The sequence below is a fragment of the Dorea sp. genome, assembly GCF_977044405.1.
Window position 1 is genome coordinate 86706 of record NZ_CDRRQK010000006.1, and the last position, 22549, is coordinate 109254.

Consider the following 22549-nt stretch of genomic DNA (forward strand, 5'->3'; position numbering starts at 1 on the left):
TCCAGGTCAAATCATGCGGTATTTTCAACTGAATTTGCAAATTGCTTTCCTTTTTAATACAGTTCTTTGTATATCTCTGCCAGCTGCTGCCAGCTAAACTTTACATAACTCTGGTTCAGCAGTCTCTGCTGTGTCTTTTCGACATTTTTTGCGAAGCTTTCAATCTCTTCTTCTTTCATGCCGTATTCATGAAGCGCTTTTCTTGCAATGATCTGATCCAGCAGTTTTTCAAGCTCTGTGTATACATCCTTTGCATCACATTTTAACAGGCCGCTTAAGAACTGGTTCAGTCCCTTAAGCTTTCCATCTGGATCAAGCTCCTGGTATTTTGCAAATACAGCCGTTAAAAACTGATAATTTGCCTCTCCGTGTGTCACATGATACACACCACTTAACGGATAAGACATTGCATGTACTGCTCCTGTTCCTGCATTGCCAAATGCAATTCCCGCAAGGTTACTTGCTGTCAGGAATTCATCCAGTAAGTTCAGTCTGTACTCTTCCCCGTTCTGTGCGATCTTCTGAAATCCGTCTACGATCATTTCCATCGCCTTCATGCTGAACATCTGTGTATACATGGTTGCCTTTGGTGATACGTAAGATTCTATTGCATGGATAAATGCATCAATCGCGCTTGTTGCAAAGAACGGATATGGAAGTCCTGTCAGAAGTTCTGGTATCAGAACTGCCTGGTCTGCATAGATTTCATCTACGGCAAGTCCCATCTTTGTGTGTAATTCTGTAAATTCTGCAATCGATACATTCGATACTTCAGATCCCGCGCCACAAGTTGTCGGAATTGCGATCAGTGTCTTTTCCTTTTTTAACGGCACTTCACGTCCAAAAATCTGCGCTGCTGTATACTCTCCTTCTAATACCAGGATCTTTGCCATATCGATGACTGCCCCGCCTCCGATTGCTATGATTCTGTCACAGTCCGTCTTTCTGAAGTCCGAAAGGAGTGCATTTACCATCACATCCGTCGGCTCTCCTTTTCCGTATTTACTCTTATATTCTACATGCGCCTCCAGTCCAAGCGGCGCAAAATATGTCTCATAGGTACTCTTACTTGCAAGGATAAAATCCTTTTTTCCTATCTCATATTCTTTCACAAAATCTGCTGCATACTCAATTTTGTGAATCTGTGTTTTCTGCCAAAAAGCTTTCATTTTTCTTGTGTCCTCCCGGTCATTTTTCTGAATATTTAATCTCTTATCAATATACCACTATTCCGTTGACTTTTCTATATCTGAGCGTTACAATCGTTTGTGGCATGAACGTTTTTTTCTTCATACCAAATCTATTACTAAAGAAAAACTGGGGAATTTTTCTATGAAAGAACATTTAAAAAACTTTGGACTTCTCACCGGAAGTACACTTATCATGGCCGTTGGAATCTATTTCTTCAAGTTCGCCAACAACTTCACGTTTGGCGGTATTACCGGTTTTGCGGTACTTGTTGCAAGATTCACGCCACTTTCAGCCAGTGACTTTTCATTCATTGCGAATATGCTCCTTCTGATCGTAGGACTCTTCGTTCTTGGTAAAAAGTTTGCCGCACAGACTGCCTACAGCAGTATCTTACTGTCTGTCACACTGTCCGGACTGGAACGTATCTATCCAATGAGCCATCCACTTACAAACGAACCGCTTCTGGAACTGGTCTTTGCAATTGTACTTCCTGCTATTGGATCTGCAATTCTTTTTAACATCGGAGCATCCAGCGGAGGAACGGATGTCATTGCCATGATTTTAAAGAAATACACCAGCGTCGACATCGGAAAAGGACTTCTCGCTTCCGATATCCTGTTCACACTGGCCGGTTTCTTTGTATTCGACATCAAGACAGGTCTTTACTCACTGCTTGGTCTTACCATGAGATCCACGCTGATCGACAGCCTGATTGAAAGCTTGAACCGTTCCAAATATTTTCATGTGGTCTGTTCCGAACCGGAACCGATCTGTGACTTTATTAAAAATGACCTGCAGCGCGGCGCTACGATCGTGCTTGCACAGGGCGCATTTACCGGCGATGACAAATACATCATCCTGACCGTACTTAGTCCTAATGAAGCGATCAAGCTTCGTAACTTTATCAAAGAACATACAACTGGCGCGTTCTTATTGATATCCAACACCAGTGAAATTATAGGAAAAGGGTTCCACTCTGTGTAGTGAAACCCTTTACTTTTTCTTTATCCTGTTTTCTTTCGTTCCCATTTCCAGAAGATCCAGTACCGAATGTGCCATCATATATCTGTAAAATTCCAGTGCATCGTCTGCCGACACATTGTCTTTTTCTCTTTTTATCCAGTATTTTATTCCATTCATAAGTGACACTGCGTGGAATTCCAGAAAGAGCTTTTCACTAATATGTGGCATATCTTTCAGATGCTTCAACGGATGATGCTTTACCAGGATCTTCTCCGTATCCAGTATCTGCTGATACAGCATCTCTTCGAATGAATTCTGTCCGGTTACTTCAAAGACTTTTTCATAATACATTTTATCTTCGTCAAATCTTTGAAACAGATACCGTAGAGACTCCATTCCTTCTTCGTTATCCATCATTCTTGTCGCCTCTTTGAATACATCTTCCCACAGAAGCCATTCCATTACTTCGTATTTATCCTGAAAATAATTATAAAATGTCGGCCGGATCACTCCCGCCGCATCCGTAATCATCTTAATTGTCAGTTTATCAAAGCCCTTTTTCGCAACCAGTTCTTTGAACTTTTCGCCCAGAAGAGCTTTCGTCAACTCACTTTTCCGCTCCATTTTATCACCTTAATCTATCTCAAGTTTTTACATATAATAATGAATAATTACATCAAAACTGGCCAGAAGCAGAAGTGCTCCGCCAATCAGGTATGCACGCCGGTTCTCATTCATTCCAAGCCTGTATCCTGCAAAGATTCCTATTAGCGACTCTATAATAGTTACTGGAAATAACACAAGAGACTCCTCGATCATCGCCGTGTCCAGAAAGCCAAGTCCCATACCGACAAAGAACGCATCCACACTCGTCACCAGCGCCAGTACCGCTGTTTTGCTCCATTCAATATCATCTTTTCTGCGTTCCAGGACTTTTTTCTTTTTGATTCCTTTTATGATCATATAGATTCCTAGTGCCGCAAATATAAGGACCGTCAGTCCTTCCCACCTGTCTGCAGCAGTCTGCGTTCTTGTAATGGAAAGCAGTGGAAGTAATGTAACCAGATTGCCAAGCACCAGTACCCCAAGCTGGATTCCTCCGAATAATATACTTAACAACACCAGATTTTTCCATTTGATCTTTGAAAATCCTGCCCCTATATAAGCCGATGCAACGAATACATCGATGGATAATCCGACAGATACGAGCAATATTTCTACAATTGACATGTTATCGCCTTCTTTCTTTTCTCCTATTCTATCTTAGTTCCTGCATTTTTTGAAGAAAGAAACCGTATAAATACGGATACATTTTCTTCTTTTTGTATAAAAAAACGAGAAAGCTACGTCTGTCGTAACCTTCCCGCTTCTTGCGTTACTGTATCATACAAAATTTTTAGTTCAGAAAATTCCCGTCTGTGAACGTTAACTTTCTTGCTTCTTATATTAACTTCAGCAGTCTGCTAATTAATGATGGAACAGACGGATGCCTGTAAATGACATTACCATGTCATATTTGTTACATGTCTCGATGACATTATCATCACGTACAGATCCACCCGGCTGTGCAATATATTTTACACCGCTCTTGTGCGCACGCTCAATATTATCCCCAAATGGGAAGAATGCATCGGATCCAAGTGCTACATCTGTCAGTTTGTCAAGCCATTCTCTCTTAGCTTCTCTTGTAAATACTTCCGGTTTTTCTTTGAAGATTGCCGGCCATGCATCGTCAGCAAGCACGTCCATATAATCTTCTCCGATATAAAGATCGATCGCATTGTCTCTGTCTGCACGTCTGATTCCATCTACAAATGGAAGATTCATAACCTGCGGAGACTGTCTTAACCACCAGTTATCTGCCTTACCGCCGGCCAGACGTGTACAGTGGATTCTGGACTGCTGTCCGGCACCGATACCGATTGCCTGTCCGTCTTTTACGAAGCATACAGAGTTTGACTGTGTATATTTTAATGTGATCATGGAGATAGCCAGATCAATCTTAGCCTGCTCTGTCAGTTCTTTATTCTCTGTTACGATATCTGAGAAGAAATCATCATCAATCTTTAATTCATTTCTTCCCTGCTCGAATGTAATTCCAAACACCTGCTTGCGCTCCAGCTGTGCCGGTACATAATCAGGATCGATCTGGATTACATTATAATTGCCTTTTTTCTTTTCTTTCAGGATTTCAAGAGCTTCCGGCTCATATCCAGGTGCGATCACACCATCGGATACCTCTCGTTTGATCAGTCTTGCTGTGTCTACATCACACACGTCAGAAAGAGAGATAAAATCACCAAATGAAGACATACGGTCTGCGCCTCTTGCTCTTGCATATGCAGATGCAAGTGGGGATAATTCTCCCAGATCATCTACCCAGTAGATCTTGGCAAGTGTATCACTCAGCGGAAGTCCAACTGCAGCTCCTGCCGGAGATACGTGTTTAAATGATGTAGCGGCCGGAAGTCCGGTTGCTTTTTTCAACTCACTTACCAGCTGCCATCCGTTGAAAGCATCCAGAAAATTGATATATCCAGGTCTTCCGTTCAGAACTTTGATTGGCAGTTCACTCCCGTCTTCCATGAAGATTCTGGAAGGTTTCTGGTTTGGATTGCATCCATATTTCAGTTCTAATTCGTTCATAATCGATTCTCCTTATCGGCTTTTTTACCGGTTCTATTCTTGAATTCTATTTTCATTTTTGTAAATGCTATTGCTTCCTGTACGTTTATTTGTTCTTGTTAATGATCTTAGTCTCATATGTACCTGTTGCAATATCAATATAACGTACGAATAAAGATACTTTGTTATCTTCATTCAGACTGCTCCATAAGCTATCCGCAAATGCATCCATATCATCTGGAATCCCAATCAGCTTCGGCTCGCCTTCAAAACTTGGAAGCGGATTGCCGTCGCATTTGTACGTATGGATGAAATGTCCTTCTCCTGCTGCCGGGTTCTCGTATGCAAATGTGTAGCGGTTGCAGCTGTCCGGATTACCATTGTTACTCTTTAAGATAGACATTGCGTAGTTATAAGTTCCATTTTCAATATGCATAACACCAGAAATTCTAGGTGTATAGTTCGGTCCGTCTGGTTCAAATTCACGGCTTCTGAGTGACTGTTCAAAAGTCAGCTGCTTGTCCATGCCTTCGTAGATAGTATCCGTCTGGTCTCCATTGGTCACGATCGTCTTATTGCCAAGTACTCTTACAGGTGCATAGATGATCAGACTTGGGTCTGTCAGTTTGGATGGGTCAAATGCCTGTGTGCGGATGCCTTCTCCTTCTTCTACAAACACACGGTTACGGCTGTTCTCACTTCTGCCCATGATAAAATATGCTGTTACAGCCTTTGTTCCATCTGCACTCTTTCCAATAATAATGCCACGTCCCGGGTAAGAATTGCCCTGCAGTTCCTTCTCGATTGATAACATTTCCATGAATACCTCTCCTTTTCATATGTGGTTTTTGAACTTCTTCTCTTATTATATATAATGTCTGCTGATTTTTCCACCCCTTTTTATAAGTATAATTAAAAAATATCGTTTTTTTATAAGTACAATACATAGAACCAGGTCTTTTTCTATCTTTTTTGTATATATTCCTATTATTTTCCTTCATTTGTAACTAAAATCTGGGGCTAAATATTACATGTTCCGACATGTTTGTCAAAAATACTACAATTTCAGATTAGTGTCGCATTCGCTTGAATCTGAAAATCAAAAGAGATAATATAAGGTAACTGCAAGAAGAATATAATGCAGTAAATGAGGAGGTAATACTATGAACGTTGTAGACACTGTAAAAAATGCCGCCTTTGCATCCGCTATTCAGGCAGCACTTAAGTATATGGATAAGGATCCTGAAACAAATATTCCAAGAGTTATGAGTATTGTCGATAAGGCTGCTCCGGAAGGCTGGTATGAAGGTCAGAGAAATGCGATCCGCCAGGGAATTGCCGAAAAAGGTAACTGGTATCAGCTCGCACAAAAAATATGGGAGCTGGATGCCGGTGTAAGAAAGACTTTCTTTACAAACTTTATTGTAAATGCTTCTCTGAAAGGTTCTGCCCTTCAGAAAGAAACCGAAGAAAAAGAAGACTGTAATGTTCCATGGGCCATTCTTTTAGACCCTACTTCCGCATGTAACCTGCACTGTACCGGATGCTGGGCTGCAGAATACGGACACAAATTGAATCTTGATCTGGATACGATCGACGATATCGTAACACAGGGAAAGAAACTTGGTACATATATGTATATCTACACCGGCGGGGAACCAATGGTCCGCAAAAAAGATATCATTACCATCTGCGAACGCCACCCGGACTGTGAATTCTTATCATTCACAAACGGAACTTTAATTGACGAAGAGTTCTGTCAGGAAATGTTACGCGTCAAGAACTTTGTTCCTGCTATCAGTCTGGAAGGATTCGAGACAGCCAATGACGGACGCCGTGGTCCTGGTGTATTTGATAAAGTAAAACATGCCATGCAGTTATTAAAAGAACACAATCTTCCATTTGGTATTTCTACCTGCTATACAAGCGCAAACTACCAGGATATCACAAGCGAAGAATTTTACGATATGATCATCGAAGCCGGTGCTTTATTCATCTGGTTCTTCCATTACATGCCAGTTGGAAATGACGCCGCACCGGAACTGATGCCAAACCCGGGACAAAGAAAAGCGGTATACGAACACATCCGTGCATTCAGAAGTTCCAAACCAATCTTCAGTCTGGACTTCCAGAACGATGCGGAATACATCGGCGGATGTATCGCAGGCGGACGTTATTATCTTCATATCAATGCCGCCGGGGATGTAGATCCTTGTGTATTCATCCATTATTCCAATGCAAATATCCACGAAGTCACTCTTCTGGATGCATTAAATAGCCCGATCTTCCAGGCATACAGAAAAGGCCAGCCATTCAACGACAACATGCTGCGCCCATGTCCAATGCTTGAGAACCCGGAATGTCTTCCAAAAATGGTCAAAGAAACCGGCGCACATTCCACCGATCCACAGTCACCGGAGGATGTTGATCATCTTTGTGACAAATGCAAGCCTTATGCCGAGGCCTGGACGAAGATGGCGGATCAGCTGTGGGAGGAGAGGATGAAAGCTAAAGGTGTTTAATACACTGGTTCATTAAACAACAAATTCACTTTTAATATCAAACCCATGGTTCATCGGCCCGCTTCCCGCTCCGAGATCCAACATGGCTTCCAGTGCTCCGCTGATGTAGGCTTTGGCGCGTCCGATGGATTGTTCCAGGGAATATCCTTTTGCCAGGTTGGATGCGATGGCGCTTGAGAGGGTGCAGCCGGTTCCGTGGGTGTTTGGATTGTTGATCCGTTTACCATGGAACCAGGTTGCATTTTGGTTCTCATACAATAAATCATTGGCATCATTTAAGCTGTGACCACCTTTACAAAGGACCGCACAGTGATAGGTTTCATTGATCTTTTTTGCTGCTTCTATCATATCCTTTTCAAATGCGATTTCCATACCGGCAAGCACTTCTGCTTCCGGAATATTCGGCGTGATCACGGTTGCGATTGGAAGCAGATAAGTCTGCAAGGTAGCGATTGCATTTTCACTGATCAGACGTGATCCGCTGGTCGCTATCATAACCGGATCTACAACAATCTTTTCTATCTGGTACTCTTTTAACTTTTCTGCAATGACTTTTATCAGTTTCCCTGACGATACCATGCCGATCTTGACTGCATCCGGACGGATGTCTGTCATCACTGCATCTAATTGTTTTCCCAGGAATTCCGGTGTTACTTCCATGATTCCCGTTACACCTGTTGTGTTCTGAGCGGTAAGTGCCGTAACCGCACTCATGGCATACACTCCGTTTGCCTGCATCGTCTTGATATCCGCCTGAATTCCGGCACCTCCACTTGAATCACTTCCCGCGATTGTAAGTACTACTTTTAATTTCTGTGATTCCATAATATCTAATCCTTCCATACTCTTAGCATACCAGTCTGCTTCTTTTTCGATTGCTTTCTGATCTGCTTTACTAGCTTCATCATAGAGTCCCACCGCAAGAAATCCTGCTTTTTTCGCCGTACGGATTGCATGCAGTACATCTTCGAATATCACAGTCTCTTCCGGTCTGGTTCCCATATATTCTGCTGCTTTCATATAGATATCCGGTCTGGTCTTTCCCGCACCGACTTCTTCGCAGGTAAATATCCGTGAAAAATATGATGCGATTCCAAGTCTTTTAAATGCTGCTTCTACTTCTTCCTTATTATTAGAGGTAGCAACTGTCATCGGTATCCTTTTCCCGGACAACTCTTCTAAAATCTTCGTTACCCCCGGTTTTAGTGGGGCGGTCTCTTCATAATACTTACGGATAATATCCAGAACTCCCTTTATGATCTCGTCTGTCTCCCGTGTCAGACGATAATGTTCCTTCACATATGCCGCACCTTCCGGAAGGCTCATTGTAAACATGACCTCCGGAAGATCCGGCTCTGCCTCCACACCTATGCTTTTCAGGTAACGGATGGCTACATCTTCCCATATTTCCATAGAATCTAAAAGTGTTCCATCTACGTCAAATATTGCTCCTTTTATCATGCTTCCACCATCTTCTTCGTGCGATTCTTAAGTTCCTGTGTTGCACCTTTAATATCTTTTTCTGCAAATATCGCACTGATTACTGCAATCCCACAGATTCCGCTTCCTGCAAGTTCCCCTACATTATCTTTACTGATTCCACCGATTGCAATCACCGGTATATCTACGGCTTCACAGATGGCTTTTAATGTCTCATGATCCACATCCGCCGCATCCGCTTTCGAATCTGTATGGAATACCGCTCCGACTCCAAGGTAATCCGCCCCTCGTTCCTGGGCAAGCAATGCCTGCTCTACTGTCTGCGCAGATACTCCGATGATCTTATCCGGACCAAGCTTTGCTCTGACATCTCCTGCTTCCATATCGCTCTGGCCTACATGCACTCCGTCCGCATCTATTTCAAGCGCAATCTCTACATTGTCATTAATTACAAATGGTACATTGTATTTTGCACACAATTTTTTGATTTTCTTAGCCTCTTCCAGAAAATGTTCCTCATCCAGTTCCTTTTCTCTTAACTGGACAAATGTTGTGCCGCCTTCCAGCGTCTTTTCCACCTGACTGTATAAGGTTTCACCATTTAACCAGTGGCGGTCTGTTACAGCATATAATAACATATCCTCTTTTTTTACATTCTTAGTTTTCATATTATTATCTGATCTCATACTTTGCTCCTTGATCTAATGTCTCTTTGTCCATGTTGTAGATTGCATCGATGATACGGTTACGGTATGTTGCATTTCCATCTCCCTTTTGCATGTAGCTCCATCCGATTTCTCCTGCAAGACCCATCGTGCATACTGCAGCAGCTGCTGCTTCAAGCTTCCGGTCCGGATTCGCTGTTAAAAATGCGGTCATCATTCCGGATAACTGACATCCTGTTCCCGTAATTTTTCCCATCTCCGGGCGCCCGTTACGGATGACATAACAGGTCTCACCGTCACTTACAAGATCAATTGCTCCGGTAATTGCCACGATACAACCTGCCTTTTTTGCAAATGCTTTGGCAAATACGACACCTTCCTCTAAGTTCTCTTCTGTCACCGCATCTGCTACGTCTGCATCCACACCTTTCGTCGTTCCACTTCCCTGTGCCAGTGTCTTAATTTCCGAAATATTTCCACGAATCACATCAAAGCGGATCTTCTCCATCAGTTCTACTGCTGTATTAGTTCTCAGTGCACTTGCACCCGCTCCGACAGGATCTAACAAAGTTACATGTCCCAGTTCATTCGCTCTTTCGCCGGCAGCGAACATACCGCTGATCGTACGTGTATTCAATGTTCCGATATTGATATTGAGTCCCCCGCAGATCGAAGTGATGTCTTTTACATCTTCCGGTTCATCTGACATGATCGGGCTTCCTCCGCATGCTAATAATACATTCGCAACATCGTTGACAGTTACATAGTTGGTGATATTATGTACCAGTGGTACGTTCTTTCTTAGATTTTCGATACAGTTTCCTAACATTTTTCTACCTCCTGTTATATGTATATTCCTGATTTTTCTGTCACAGTTTTTCTCTGTTTCAATATTCCTGATTGTTCTGTCATTGTCTCTGTATCATAGGGGTCAAAAGGTATTTTGACCCCTATGATACACGGATTGCTTCGCATTTCATGCTCCCGCACAAAAAAAGGACAGATATACCTGTTTTCAGATACACCTGCCCTGCCGGCACTTTTCCCTTCCCTACGTTGGCATGATCCAAATCAGGTTTATGGGTCTAGACATCTATAGTCTACTCTCAGCCCGCTCAGCTTACGGACTCCCCTGTTCAATTGACAAACACTATTATACTACGCTTTTAATATTTGCGCAATGTATCGTGGCTGTCATCTGTTGTATTATCAATATTTTTTATTACGATATAATATCCATCATTTCCGTTCGTCTTTACAAGCACGCGGTCTCCGACTTTATGTCCCTGGATTGCTTTTCCAAGCGGCGATTCGATACTGATCAGTCCCTGAAGTGAATTTCCCCGGATACTTGTCACGAGGCGGTAAGTTTCTGTCTCATCGTCGTCTTCAAAATATACTTCCACTGTATTATTGATTCCCACTTCGTCTGCTTTTGATGTATCCGATACGATCTTAGCATTCTTCAGCATTCTTTCCAGATAACGGATACGGCTTTCGTTACGGTTCTTATCCTGCTTTGCTGCTTTGTATTCGAAATTCTCACTTAAGTCTCCCTGCGCTCTTGCTTCTTTTACCGCTTCCAGCTCTTTCTTACGAACAACAATCTTACGGTATTCAATCTCTTCTTTGATTTTTTTAACATCACTTTCCGTTAACTGCTCTCCCATGAAAATGCACTTCCTTTCCTATCCTGTTATATCAGTCCATAATGCTCCATTGCCTTATAAAGTCCGTCATGTTCTACAGTATCTGTAATATATTCCGCATACGGCTCCAGTACCGGGTCGTGTTTTCCCATGATCACACCATGCCCTGCTGCCTTAATCATATCGAAGTCATTACTGCTGTCTCCAAATGCATAGATATCATCATCTGACAAGTGCAGCTCTTTCTTGACGCACTCGATTGCCGTCGCTTTGGAATAACCCTTCTGTATACATTCATAGACTCCGCCCAGACGGTCGATATGCTGAAGTACATCTCCTGTTTCTTTAAAGAAACGTTCTCCGTCTGCAATCTCATCTATGTAGATCAGGATCTTATCATACTCATATCCGGTCTCTTCCATCGCCTGCTCTCTTCCAAGCCCAAGTCCTGCCATATATCTTCTGCTGCTTTCGACCGGCTCCAGTCTGGATATACGGTTCGAATAATAGATATCTTCCGTTCCCTCAAGGAATCCTTCTACCTTACAGTTCTTCATCGACTGAATGATCTCACGCCCTCTTTCATATGGAATGGAATGATGAAAGATAACTTCATCCCCATATACCAGATGTGTCCCACATCCACACAAGAAGCCGTCAAATGGTATATTCTTTATCACCGGCGGAATACTACACACGGTACGTCCGGTATTGATAAATGTTTTGTGTCCATTTTCCTGCGCTTTTTTCAATGCCTCCAGCGCACTTTCCGGTATCTCATGTGTAATATCACTTAAAATTGTTCCATCAATATCAAAAAATAATGCTGACATTTTTTCCTCCGTTACCGATTCATTTACATTCTTTACTATATACGTAACTAACATAGCATATTATAAATAAACCCATCAGCCTTTTCAATACTTTATTTTCTTTTACACCCGGTTCACAGATACAGAATACCTGACACCGGCGCTCCTTCCCGATACTTTGGTATCTGGCTTCGTCTCTTACATGCTTTGGCATCTACAGGACCTGCCACTGGCAGCTCCTTCTGAACGCATGGCGATAGAAAAGACTGACCCGCTCATTACAAACGTGTCAGTCTTCCCTATAGTTATGATGATTTTGTTTTATGCATTATTTATACCGTTGTCTATTACATCAATTTTCTGAACAGCTCTTTCAGGTCTTCTACACTTGCATCTTTCGGATTACCAGGTGCGCATGCATCTGCATGAGCTGATTCTGCAAGGAACTGAAGGTCTTCTTCTTTTAATGCTTCCAGCTTTGTAGGGATTCCTACATCTACAGATAATTTACGTACTGCATCTACTGCTGCTTTTCTGTATTCTTCTACAGACATATCATCTACACCTTCTACACCCATTGCTTTTGCAATCTCTTTGTATTTTTCGCCTGTGCAGTCTGCGTTGTATTCCATAACGATTGGAAGCATCATAGCACATGCAACACCATGTGGTGTATCATATACTGCTCCAAGTGTGTGAGCCATAGAATGTGCGATTCCAAGACCTACGTTAGAGAATCCCATTCCTGCAATGTACTGTCCAAGAGCCATTCCCTCACGGCCTTCTTTTTCATTGGCAACCGCACTTCTAAGCGATTTGGAAATGAGTTCGATGGCTTTCAGATGGAACATATCTGTCATCTCCCATGCAGCCTTTGTTGTATATCCTTCAATTGCATGTGTCAGGGCATCCATACCGGTAGAAGCTGTCAGTCCCTTTGGCATAGAAGACATCATCTCCGGGTCTACAACTGCGATAACAGGCATATCGTGTGGATCTACACAGACGAATTTTCTCTTCTTTTCTACATCTGTGATAACGTAGTTGATAGTTACCTCTGCTGCTGTTCCGGCTGTTGTTGGTACTGCGATAATCGGAACACACGGATTCTTGGTCGGTGCTGTGCCTTCCAGGCTTCTTACATCTTCAAATTCCGGGTTTGCAATGATGATGCCGATTGCTTTTGATGTATCCATAGAAGATCCGCCACCGATTGCAATAATGTAATCTGCTCCTGCTTTTTTGAATGCTTCTACTCCGTGCTGTACATTCTGAATTGTCGGATTTGGTTTGATGTCAGAATATAATTCGTATTCCAGTCCTGCATCATCCAAAACTTTTGTTACCTTTGTTGTTACATTGAATTTAATCAGGTCAGGATCTGAACATACCAGCGCTTTTTTCAGTCCTCTTACTTTAACTTCTGCTGCGATCTCCTGAATTGCTCCTGCTCCGTGAAATGATGTCTGGTTTAAATTAATTCTGTTTGCCATAGTAACTGACACTCCTTTTTACATAATCTGTATTATTTAGATATGAATCTTTCTTATAATATTTCTTCTTCATATCCCGTTTCTTTATGTCTTTATTTTAACAATCATTTCACAAAAATATAAGTTACAAACCGTTCATTTTGTAACATATACACGTTACACTTTTGTATTTTTGTAACTTTATGTACCTTCTCAACAAATTACCATATCGTTTTTTGTTAATTACATAACATTGCAACATATATTTTCTTTTCATTTCAACTTCATGCAAAAAAGAACTCCCTGCTACAGGAGTTCCAATTTCTTAAATAGTGTTTCTAACTCTGCCGGCATTGCCGCCACCAGATTCTTTGCCATCTCTTCCGGGCGCTTCTTCATATCGCCAAGTACCCACTGCGTTGTCATATATACAGATCCCTGACAATACATTTCTAATTGAAAATGTAAATTCTCCGGAATTGACTGCTTTGTCTTACTTTGGATCTGATTTTCATAGAATTTGAGAATCAACTGAAAATCATGATCCCGCAGGCAGTTCTGGTCATCATTGCGAAATGCCGCTTTGAAAAACAGTTTTTCTTCTTCTATATAATGAAACTTATTAACCAGACCTTCGTAAGCCGTCTTGCCTTCGCCCATGTGCTGAAAAGATTCCAGCAGGATTCTGTCAAAGTACCAGTTGATCAGATCATATTTATCCTGAAAATTCCGATAGAATGTCTGTCTGGTCGTACCACATTCTGCCACGATTTCTTTTACGGTAATCTTCTCTACCGGCATGGTCTTCATGCAGGTCTTCATCGCTTCTGCCAGACGATACTTCATCTTTTCTTGTTTCTTTTCTTCCATCTATATCATCCCCAGTTTTTTCATATGCCTCTTCCGTTCCGGACACACAGCAATTCATCATCCAGCGCTTATCGCTTTTCACAATCCATTGTTTTTTCATTTTAGAACGTGTATGAAAAATGCTTTAGAATACTTTCGTCGTCCACTTACTCATATCCCACACTTCATTCACCACATCCTGATAAAATTCCGGTTCATGGCAGATCAGCAGGATGCTTCCCTTGTACTCCTGCAGTGCTTTCTTGAGCGAATCTTTCGCATCTACATCCAGGTGGTTCGTCGGCTCATCAAGAAGCAGGATATTCGTGTCACGGTTGATCAGCTTACATAATCTTACCTTCGCCTGCTCTCCACCACTTAATACTCTTACCTGACTTTCGATATGCTTGGTTGTCAGTCCACATTTTGCAAGTGCCGAACGGACTTCATACTGTGTAAATGAAGGAAATTCCTGCCAGATCTCATCGATACAGGTTGTCTTATTTTCTCCCTTTACTTCCTGTTCAAAATATCCGATCTCCAGATTTTCTCCCAGTTCGCAGCTTCCGGACAAAGAAGGGATCAGGCCCAGAATACTTTTTAATAAGGTAGTCTTTCCAATTCCATTCGTTCCGACAAGTGCGATCTTCTGACCACGTTCCATACTAAAATTAAGCGGCTTCGATAATGGCTCATCATATCCCGTCACCAGATCATGTGTCTCGAATAACATCTTTCCAGGTGTCCTTCCATAACGAAAATGAAATTCCGGCTTCGGCTTTTCTGCTGCCAGCTCGATCACATCCATCTTATCTAATTTTTTCTGTCTGGACATTGCCATATTTCTTGTTGATACACGTGCCTTATTACGTGCTACAAAGTCCTTCAGCTCACTGATCTCCTGCTGCTGTCTTCTGTACGCTGCCTCAAGCTGTGCTTTTTTGACTGCATAGACTTCCTGGAAATGATCATAATCCCCGACATAGCGGTTCAGTTCCTGATTCTCCATATGATAGATGATATTTACCACTTCATTTAAGAACGGGATATCATGTGAGATCAGGATAAATGCATTCTCATAATCCAGCAGATAACGCTTCAGCCATGCGATATGTTCTTCATCCAGATAGTTGGTCGGCTCGTCAAGAAGCAGGATATCCGGTTTCTCCAATAAAAGTTTCGCCAGAAGTACTTTTGTTCTCTGTCCACCACTTAAGTCGGTAACATCCCGGTCCAGTCCAAGATCCAGAAGTCCAAGTGCCCTTGCCACTTCTTCTACTTTCGCATCGATGGTATAAAAATCATGTAATGTCAGTTCATCCTGGATGGTTCCAAGTTCATCCATCAGACGGTTCATCTCATCTTCATCTGCAGTTCCGAGAAGATCACAGATTTCATTCATCCTCTGTTCTTTTTGAAGCAGTGGGTCAAATGCTGACTTTAATACATCACGGATCGTCATTCCCTTTTTCAGGACTGCATGCTGATCCAGATATCCGGCATGTACATTCTTAGACCACTCTACTTTTCCTTCATCCGGCACAAGCTTTCCTGTCACGATATTCATAAAGGTAGATTTACCCTCTCCATTGGCTCCTACAAGCCCGATATGTTCTCCTTTTAAAAGTCGAAAAGAAACATCTGAGAAGATGGCTCTGTCACCAAAACCATGTGTCAGATGTTCAACATTTAATATGCTCATATATTTCTCCCTGATTGTTCTATATTTTTAGCAAGTTCTTCGTATATTATAGCGGGGAACATGATGTCTTTCAATCATTATCTAAATTTCATTTCGTTTGTAATCCAAATCTTTTGCAACCCGGCTGCATCCGCAGGTAATAAGATTTACTTTTGACACTCCCCCCTATACCTCTTTACAGAAAATGCTCCTCTTCATCCCGCCATACTTTTCCTTCGTCATCACCTGCTTATAACCTAACTTCAGAAATGTATTCACACTTGCTGCGTTATCCGGATGCGCCGTTCCAAGCAGATAGTGGAATCCCTGCTTTTTTAATATCTGCTCCGCTTTTTCCATCATAATTTTCTGCAGACCCTGTCCTCTGTATTCTTTTCTTACCATGGCAATCTCCATGTGTGCCACTTGTCTTCTCTGTTCTTCATCATATTTCAGATCGTATCCGATATTTTCTTTTCCAAGATCACTTGTACGTGCAATGAATACGCCCGCAAGCTTTCCGTCACACATCGCTTTTAAAGAAAATCCTCCCGTTGTCATGTAACTGGTCACTGCCTCATCCCCATTCAGACAGAACCATTCTTTGATTGGAATTGCATCATAGATCTCATGGATCATTGCCATGAGTTCCGGGATATCCTGCTCCGTCGCCAGTATTATTTCATTCATATAAGCCTCTCCTTTTTCCCATTTTTTCTATCATACCGCAAATACATTTTTCTGTAAATATCCTGTGATATACAGAGAACCTGCCACCGGCAGCTTCTCCTGCATGCTTTGGCATCAAAAAATCCCTGAAAGCTTTTACTTTCAGGGATTCTATATATCATCATAGCAGAATTGTTGGTATATTGGAGATTATGATATTATGCAAATGTTCCGGTGAATTTCCAGGTCATATTTTCTTCTGCAGGAAGATAGGTTACATTCGGTCTCCATGTTCCTACAACTACATCCTCCGAATTCACCCACAGACAATACTCTTCTCTATAAGACGTATTCAAAAGTCCCACCGAAATATACAGTGCATCCTCATCAAATGCATAAGATATAGCATGATATCTTCTAGTAAAGTCATTCGGATACATATCATTGCATTTCCAGTTTTTATATCCGGCAAACAAGACTTTCTTTTCGCCGTCCACAGTCAATACAAGCTTTAATTCATCACCATACTTTGAAATCTGTGCCGACTCTATCTGTCTTGGATTTTCGGTAAATACAATTGTCTTATCCAGAAGTTTTTCTGTTGCCTTATCCGTTTCTTTTCTATCGCCTTCCGGTTCCGTAAGTGTCAGATGTGCAACTTTTTCTTCCAGTTGTTCCTGCGCCTCATCCAGTTTTTCTTTCGCACATGGAATCTGAATTGCATCTTTTATATATTTCAGGCAAATATCTGCTGCCAGATATTCCGAAGCTCCTGCAGTGATTCCAATTGCAACCGGATAATCCCGGAAGCAAATAAGATATTGGCCAAATGCACCCTCAGCTGCAAAAATCTCTTTTCCTGCCTTGATATGGTAAGCATAATGTGTAAGTGCTTTTTTCTTATCTTCTGGTATCTCAACACGCATCTTACTCATCTCTTCCACCCACCATTCCGGTATCAGCTGTTCACTATTCCATTTTCCTCTCTGAACCAGAAGCTGCGCCAAAGCTGAGATCTGATTGGCCGTCAGGTACATTCCCCATCCTCCGGTATTATGCCCTTCCGGACTTGTCAGCCAATTGATCTTGCCAAATCCCATCTTGTCAAATACACGCTCCTGCATAATTGCCAGACAATTCTTTCCCATAACTTTCGTTATAATTCTGGAAAGTGTATAACTGCATCCGGAGTCATAATGAAATGCTTTTCCGATATCTTCTCTAATCTTTGGCTGTTTTAACCAGTTCGTCTCCCATTCTTTTTCAAGCCTGGAAAACCATACATTGTTACAACATTCTTTTGATCCTGCCTGCATGGTCAGAAGATGATAAATAGTCAGGTCTTTCAGTGCCGGATCATATTCTTCCGGCAGCTCATCTCCGACATACTCCAGCAGATTATCATCCAGATGTATCCTGCCTTCATCTAATGCAAATCCAAGACAGATGCTTGTTCCTATCTTAGATAACGAATGCATCATCTGCGGCTTTTCCAATGAAAATGGATCCCATGCTCCTTCCAGAATAACTTTTCCACCAACTCTTACAGAAATGCTGTGAAGTTCCACGGTTTCTTCCAGTTCTTTTAACATCTCTGTTAACTTTTCCGGATTCAGTCCAAGTTCTCCTGGTTTTACATATGCTGCTTTCATGCTTATTTTTCCCCTTCCTTAAATGATGGCTCCCAAAGAGATGTCTCGATACGGATTCCACCTTTCTTTGTCAGATAAACTCCACTCAGAATTAACGCTATCATAACTACTACCGCTGCTACTGCATAAACGGCTTCGATACTGAAAATACCTTTTACAAATATAACTGTGTAGATAATAATACTAACGGTACAGAATGTATACAGTGCTCCATTTGAAAAATGAAACTTATTCTTTTTCCAGGCCTGTGGATATCTCTTTGGCAGTCTTGAAATTGCATATACTACTGTTACATTCATAAAGAATGTGATTACCTGGAAAATATTTGTTATTGTTACAATACTCATATCCGTTACTATCGGGATCAGGACAACAATCAATGTATATGTATAAATCAGATATGGGGCTCCAAATCTGTTTTCTTTTAATATGAATTTTGGAAGCCATCCGTCTTTTGCCGCCTGTGCCAACGGATAACGCACATCATTAAACACTCCATTCAATGTTGTAATGATTGCCATAATCGGTCCGCCGATCATGAAGATCTTATATACAACACCCGGGAGAATTGCCTGTGCTGCCGGTAAGATTGTCGGTGCTCCGGCAACCTCATCATGTGGAAGGACTCCACCTGTAACCATTGCAAGTCCTACATAGATGAACAGAAGACATGGCACACATGCCATACTTGCAAACGGAACATCCTTTGTCGCTTTCTTCGCATCTTTTCCATACCAGAGGATATTATAATATCCATTTGCTGAATTGATCAAAAGAAGAGCTGCCAACATAAATCCTTTAAAACCACCTGTAAACATCTTATCTCCCGAGAACTGGAAGATCGGCTGTTTGATCTGTGTCAATCCGAAGATTACATACAGCACCATTGTAATCAAAAGAATGGTCGATAAGATCTTACTTACTTTTGCAAAGATATCCATTCCAAGAAGATTCAGTACAAATAAAATACAGATTCCTGCAATCGCAATTGCTTTTACCGTGATTCCAGGAAGCAGGTTATTCACATAAAGTCCTAACGCCAGGGCGAACGAGCTGTTCAGGATCGGAGTAACAAGCTTCGTATACGCAACCAGCCCTCCTGCACTGACACCTGATAAATTTGTTACAATTGAGTAAGGTCCTCCGGCCACACGCATGGTTCCTCCCAGGATAATATATGGAAATACCATAAAAAACCCCATAATAATGGCTGTCAGATATGCAAGCCATACGGAATATCCTGTCATTGCCATGGCTGGTCCGATCAACGTTACCATTCCTGATCCAATTACCATTCCCACAGCAATAGCAAACAGATCTGTGCGCTCCAGTATACCAGGTTTAGGTTCTGGAGTGTTCACGATTAAATTCTTGTTACTCATTTGTTCTCTCTCCTTTGTTTTAATTTATTATCATTTATTTTTTATTATTTATAAATGATAATGTATCCATAATCAAACTATAATTAAAAACGCCGGACTTGTCAATCACAAATAACAAGTTCGACGTTTTACATAAATTTTACCTTTATTTTTTGTGCATAATTACTTCTGAAATTCTGCCAATACATCTTCACAACTACGTTCTATGTGCTGATGCATCTTTCTCCAGGCTTCCATTGTGTCATATTTTTTCATACTTTCGATGATATCTTCATGCTCTTTTAATGATTTTACAGCATATTCTGCTTCTGTCATCTTTACCCCCAGAGACAATCCGCTCCAGAGTTCCGAAAGCATTTTTTTCAGTTTTTCATTACCTGCTGCTGTCCAGATCTCCATATGAAGAGACTGATTCAGCTTCGAATAATTCTCATAATCTTCTTTTTCTATCATCTCTTTTGATACAGTCAGCACCTGTTCTATCCGGCTAAGATCAATATGATTCTTACAACACAGGGCACATGCTTCACTTTCTAATGCCGCCCGGATCTGAAAATGCTCCCGGAGCGTTGTCTCATTAATTCCAAGAACAACAGCTCCCTTATTCTGTTTCAAATCTATCAGCCCGTCTCTTTCCAATATCTGGAAAGCTTCTCTGACCGGAGTGATCGATACTCCCAGTTCCTGAGCTGTACTTTCAAGAGTTAAAACTTCTCCCTCTTTGATCTGTCTTGAAATAATCGCCTTTCTAAGTGCCGCCGCTACACGTTCTCTTGCAGGCAGCATTTTTATCGGTTTTAAACCAAGCATTTTTTATTCTCCTTATCAAAGTTTTTCCTCGTACTTACATTTTATATTGTATACATTATAATCAATAATGTAAACCTTTTTCTTTGATAAGTCTTTCATTTCATTCTCGCGAAAACTACATCCATCTCTCCATCACGCTGCTTAATTTATCCATGATATCCTGATACTGAACCAACTGCATTATTTTCTCCTATTGCATAACGGATCTTTTCATAGTTCTTCTGTCCAGGCTCACTTCCATCTACGCAATAAATCTTCTCCTCCTGATATAAATTAATGTCTCTTTCGTACGTTTTATCCTTCATTCTATTATCCTATCCAATCACATCTACAAACCACATACATTCTCGGTGCTTATAGCTTTGTCACATAGCTTTTTTCGCATTTCCGATGTTTTGACACGCAAAAAATGCACATATTTGTGCAACTCCTAAACTGCTATTATATGGCAATTCAAATAACAATTAATAATTCAAATATCCAGTTTATTTCTTTATATTCTCGCGCGCTCCTTCTTTTTATGTTATACTTTTCTTAAAAACTTAAGGAGGTTTTACTATGAGCCATATTTCCTATGCCTTTAATAATTCTGACATAGAAGCAACCGCTTATGCTCTTACTATTCTGCCGGGTCTTGATCTTTCAGAATCAGAAAGCCAGGCAGAAATCATTTATCAGTGCTGTACTTCTGCAGCAAAAAAATTAATTAATCACGACACCGACATAACACCTGACGAATTCCGTACCATTCTCGCAGCTTTGCAGGCTGCCAAGTCTATTATCCTCGGAGATATTGACGTTGATGCGAAAACACGCAGTGAATGTAAGAGCTATTTCTTCACAATTAATAAATTGTTATCTGTTTTCGAAAAACAGTTGTTGCAGGAATAATTAACCATACAGAACCTGCCACTGGCAGTTTTTTTTCGAACGCATAGCGTTCCAAAGAAAAGCAGGACAAGGCTTTCATTCTCTTTGTCCTGCTTTTTCTTTTATTCTATAATCCCACTTTTTGTTAGTTACTTGTTACTTACTTGTTACTTACTGTCAATAATTCACGTGTTTTTCCGTATTCTACATTGTAATGAAAGTAAAGAAAAACCCCGGAAACATTGCATTTCCGGGGCTGCTGTGTATCTTCTGTATATTCGAATAAATTGTATAAATTAACGTTTAGAGAACTGTGGTGCTCTACGAGCTGCTTTGAGACCGTATTTCTTACGTTCTTTCATACGTGGATCACGTGTAAGGAATCCAGCTTTCTTAAGAACTGGTCTGTAATCAGCATCAGCCTCAAGAAGTGCTCTTGCAACACCGTGACGGATTGCTCCAGCCTGTCCTGTGTATCCACCACCCTTAACATTAACGATTACATCAAATTTTCCTTCTGTGTCTGTTGCAGCTAATGGCTGGCGAACAACAACCTTTAATGTCTCAAGTCCGAAATACTCATCGATATCTCTTTTATTGATAGTAATTTTACCTGTTCCTGGTACTAAATATACTCTAGCAACAGATTTTTTTCTTCTACCTGTTCCGTAAAATTTTGCAGTAGCCATTGTAAAATCCTCCTTTTAACCTTTCTTAGAATTTCAGTTCAACTGGTTTCTGAGCCTGCTGAGCGTGCTCTGGTCCAGCGTATACGTGAAGTTTCTTGATCATAGATCTTCCTAAAGGTCCCTTTGGAAGCATTCCCTTAACAGCAAGTTCGATAACCTTCTCTGGTTTCTTAGCCATCATCTCTGCTAATGTAGTTTCTTTCATTCCACCTACATATTCAGAGTGATTGTAATAAATCTTCTGATTCAGTTTCTTACCTGTTACATTAATCTTTTCTGCATTTACAACGATTACATAATCGCCTGTATCAACGTGTGGTGTAAACTCCGGTTTGTTCTTTCCTCTTAAAACCTTAGCAACTTCTGATGCTAAACGTCCTAATGTATATTCCGAAGCGTCAACTACATACCATTTTCTTTCAATCTTATCTGGATTAGCCATATAAGTTTTCATTGTGGTTTACCTCCTGTGAATCATTAACATTTTCATGATAATATATCAGAATCAGCAAGATTCCGGGGCTTTGGCCTCTTACTGTTTCTCCTTTTGTCATACTTGCTTATTATATTATACTCTACCGTGTGTGTCAACTGTTTTTTCACATTTT

Annotated in this window: 23 protein-coding genes, 1 pseudogene and 1 riboswitch; of the genes and pseudogenes, 3 read left to right on the forward strand and 21 right to left on the reverse strand. The window is 41.1% G+C overall.

What is annotated here, in order from left to right; genetic code table 11:
* Positions 1-53: 53 nt before the first annotated feature.
* The gene (locus tag ACWJAF_RS04505) at positions 54-1169 is read right to left on the reverse strand and encodes a 4-hydroxybutyrate dehydrogenase (RefSeq protein WP_296033781.1); all 1116 of its coding nucleotides are present in this window, start codon (positions 1167-1169) and stop codon (positions 54-56) included.
* A gap of 163 nt (positions 1170-1332) precedes the next feature.
* Between ACWJAF_RS04505 and ACWJAF_RS04510 the strand changes: the two genes are divergently transcribed.
* On the forward strand, positions 1333-2175 hold the full coding sequence (locus ACWJAF_RS04510) for a YitT family protein (RefSeq protein ID WP_448862483.1): 843 nt from the start codon (positions 1333-1335) through the stop codon (positions 2173-2175).
* Positions 2176-2184: 9 nt separating this feature from the next.
* Here the strand turns inward: ACWJAF_RS04510 and ACWJAF_RS04515 are convergent, their stop codons facing one another.
* The 4 genes from ACWJAF_RS04515 to ACWJAF_RS04530 form a co-directional block, all read right to left on the reverse strand.
* On the reverse strand, positions 2185-2778 hold the full coding sequence (locus ACWJAF_RS04515; RefSeq protein WP_296033779.1) for a TetR family transcriptional regulator: 594 nt from the start codon (positions 2776-2778) through the stop codon (positions 2185-2187).
* 27 nt (positions 2779-2805) lie between these two features.
* Positions 2806-3384: a manganese efflux pump MntP gene (locus ACWJAF_RS04520; protein WP_448862485.1), complete on the reverse strand. Its 579-nt coding sequence runs from the start codon at positions 3382-3384 to the stop codon at positions 2806-2808.
* 237 nt (positions 3385-3621) lie between these two features.
* Positions 3622-4800 (reverse strand): phosphoribosylaminoimidazolecarboxamide formyltransferase, encoded by a 1179-nt coding sequence (locus ACWJAF_RS04525; RefSeq protein ID WP_296033776.1) that lies wholly within the window; start codon positions 4798-4800, stop codon positions 3622-3624.
* An 85-nt stretch (positions 4801-4885) separates the two neighbouring features.
* Positions 4886-5599, reverse strand: a complete 714-nt coding sequence (locus tag ACWJAF_RS04530) for an IMP cyclohydrolase (RefSeq protein ID WP_296033775.1) — start codon at positions 5597-5599, stop codon at positions 4886-4888.
* 343 nt (positions 5600-5942) lie between these two features.
* On the opposite strand from ACWJAF_RS04530, the gene ACWJAF_RS04535 reads away from it, so the two are divergent.
* The gene (locus ACWJAF_RS04535) at positions 5943-7301 is read left to right on the forward strand and encodes a radical SAM protein (RefSeq protein WP_448862487.1); all 1359 of its coding nucleotides are present in this window, start codon (positions 5943-5945) and stop codon (positions 7299-7301) included.
* Between the two features lie 12 nt (positions 7302-7313).
* Here ACWJAF_RS04535 and thiD read toward each other — a convergent pair whose 3' ends face one another.
* The 14 genes and pseudogenes from thiD to ACWJAF_RS04605 form a co-directional block, all read right to left on the reverse strand.
* Positions 7314-8126, reverse strand: coding sequence for a bifunctional hydroxymethylpyrimidine kinase/phosphomethylpyrimidine kinase (gene thiD, locus ACWJAF_RS04540; RefSeq protein ID WP_448862513.1), 813 nt, complete (start codon positions 8124-8126; stop codon positions 7314-7316).
* Positions 8127-8225: 99 nt separating this feature from the next.
* Positions 8226-8762: pseudogene (locus ACWJAF_RS04545) on the reverse strand (HAD family hydrolase); the annotation flags it as partial.
* Positions 8759-9427 (reverse strand): thiamine phosphate synthase, encoded by a 669-nt coding sequence (gene thiE / locus ACWJAF_RS04550; RefSeq protein WP_448862489.1) that lies wholly within the window; start codon positions 9425-9427, stop codon positions 8759-8761. The pseudogene ACWJAF_RS04545 and the gene thiE, both read right to left, overlap by 4 nt.
* Entirely contained in the window at positions 9414-10235 is an 822-nt protein-coding gene (gene thiM, locus ACWJAF_RS04555; RefSeq protein ID WP_296092338.1) for a hydroxyethylthiazole kinase, read from the reverse strand. Before thiM ends, thiE begins: the two co-directional genes overlap by 14 nt.
* A 201-nt stretch (positions 10236-10436) precedes the next feature.
* A riboswitch (TPP riboswitch) is annotated at positions 10437-10550 on the reverse strand.
* Between the two features lie 22 nt (positions 10551-10572).
* Complete coding sequence (gene greA, locus ACWJAF_RS04560; RefSeq protein ID WP_006427809.1) at positions 10573-11076, reverse strand: transcription elongation factor GreA; 504 nt, start codon at positions 11074-11076, stop codon at positions 10573-10575.
* A 26-nt stretch (positions 11077-11102) separates the two neighbouring features.
* Positions 11103-11888, reverse strand: coding sequence for a Cof-type HAD-IIB family hydrolase (locus ACWJAF_RS04565; RefSeq protein ID WP_296033766.1), 786 nt, complete (start codon positions 11886-11888; stop codon positions 11103-11105).
* Positions 11889-12214: 326 nt separating this feature from the next.
* Positions 12215-13360 carry a lactaldehyde reductase gene (gene fucO, locus ACWJAF_RS04570; RefSeq protein ID WP_296033764.1) on the reverse strand — a complete coding sequence of 382 codons (1146 nt, stop codon included), beginning with the start codon at positions 13358-13360 and terminating at the stop codon, positions 12215-12217.
* 285 nt (positions 13361-13645) lie between these two features.
* Positions 13646-14209: a TetR/AcrR family transcriptional regulator C-terminal domain-containing protein gene (locus ACWJAF_RS04575; protein WP_296033975.1), complete on the reverse strand. Its 564-nt coding sequence runs from the start codon at positions 14207-14209 to the stop codon at positions 13646-13648.
* Positions 14210-14333: 124 nt separating this feature from the next.
* Positions 14334-15890, reverse strand: coding sequence for an ABC-F family ATP-binding cassette domain-containing protein (locus ACWJAF_RS04580; RefSeq protein ID WP_296033976.1), 1557 nt, complete (start codon positions 15888-15890; stop codon positions 14334-14336).
* 165 nt (positions 15891-16055) lie between these two features.
* Complete coding sequence (locus ACWJAF_RS04585) at positions 16056-16559, reverse strand: GNAT family N-acetyltransferase (protein ID WP_296033977.1); 504 nt, start codon at positions 16557-16559, stop codon at positions 16056-16058.
* A gap of 197 nt (positions 16560-16756) precedes the next feature.
* A complete protein-coding gene (locus tag ACWJAF_RS04590) occupies positions 16757-18190 on the reverse strand; it encodes a serine hydrolase domain-containing protein (RefSeq protein WP_448862493.1) in 1434 nt (477 codons plus the stop codon).
* A gap of 2 nt (positions 18191-18192) precedes the next feature.
* The gene (locus ACWJAF_RS04595) at positions 18193-19572 is read right to left on the reverse strand and encodes an APC family permease (protein ID WP_448862495.1); all 1380 of its coding nucleotides are present in this window, start codon (positions 19570-19572) and stop codon (positions 18193-18195) included.
* Positions 19573-19734: 162 nt separating this feature from the next.
* Entirely contained in the window at positions 19735-20382 is a 648-nt protein-coding gene (locus ACWJAF_RS04600) for a GntR family transcriptional regulator (protein WP_448862497.1), read from the reverse strand.
* Between the two features lie 146 nt (positions 20383-20528).
* Positions 20529-20687, reverse strand: a complete 159-nt coding sequence (locus ACWJAF_RS04605; protein ID WP_448862499.1) for a hypothetical protein — start codon at positions 20685-20687, stop codon at positions 20529-20531.
* Positions 20688-20940: 253 nt separating this feature from the next.
* On the opposite strand from ACWJAF_RS04605, the gene ACWJAF_RS04610 reads away from it, so the two are divergent.
* Positions 20941-21273, forward strand: coding sequence for a hypothetical protein (locus ACWJAF_RS04610; protein ID WP_448862501.1), 333 nt, complete (start codon positions 20941-20943; stop codon positions 21271-21273).
* 275 nt (positions 21274-21548) lie between these two features.
* Here the strand turns inward: ACWJAF_RS04610 and rpsI are convergent, their stop codons facing one another.
* Both rpsI and rplM read right to left on the reverse strand, forming a co-directional pair.
* Positions 21549-21941: a 30S ribosomal protein S9 gene (gene rpsI, locus ACWJAF_RS04615; protein WP_006427798.1), complete on the reverse strand. Its 393-nt coding sequence runs from the start codon at positions 21939-21941 to the stop codon at positions 21549-21551.
* A 25-nt stretch (positions 21942-21966) separates the two neighbouring features.
* The gene (gene rplM / locus ACWJAF_RS04620) at positions 21967-22395 is read right to left on the reverse strand and encodes a 50S ribosomal protein L13 (protein WP_028087194.1); all 429 of its coding nucleotides are present in this window, start codon (positions 22393-22395) and stop codon (positions 21967-21969) included.
* Between the last annotated feature and the right edge of the window lie 154 nt (positions 22396-22549).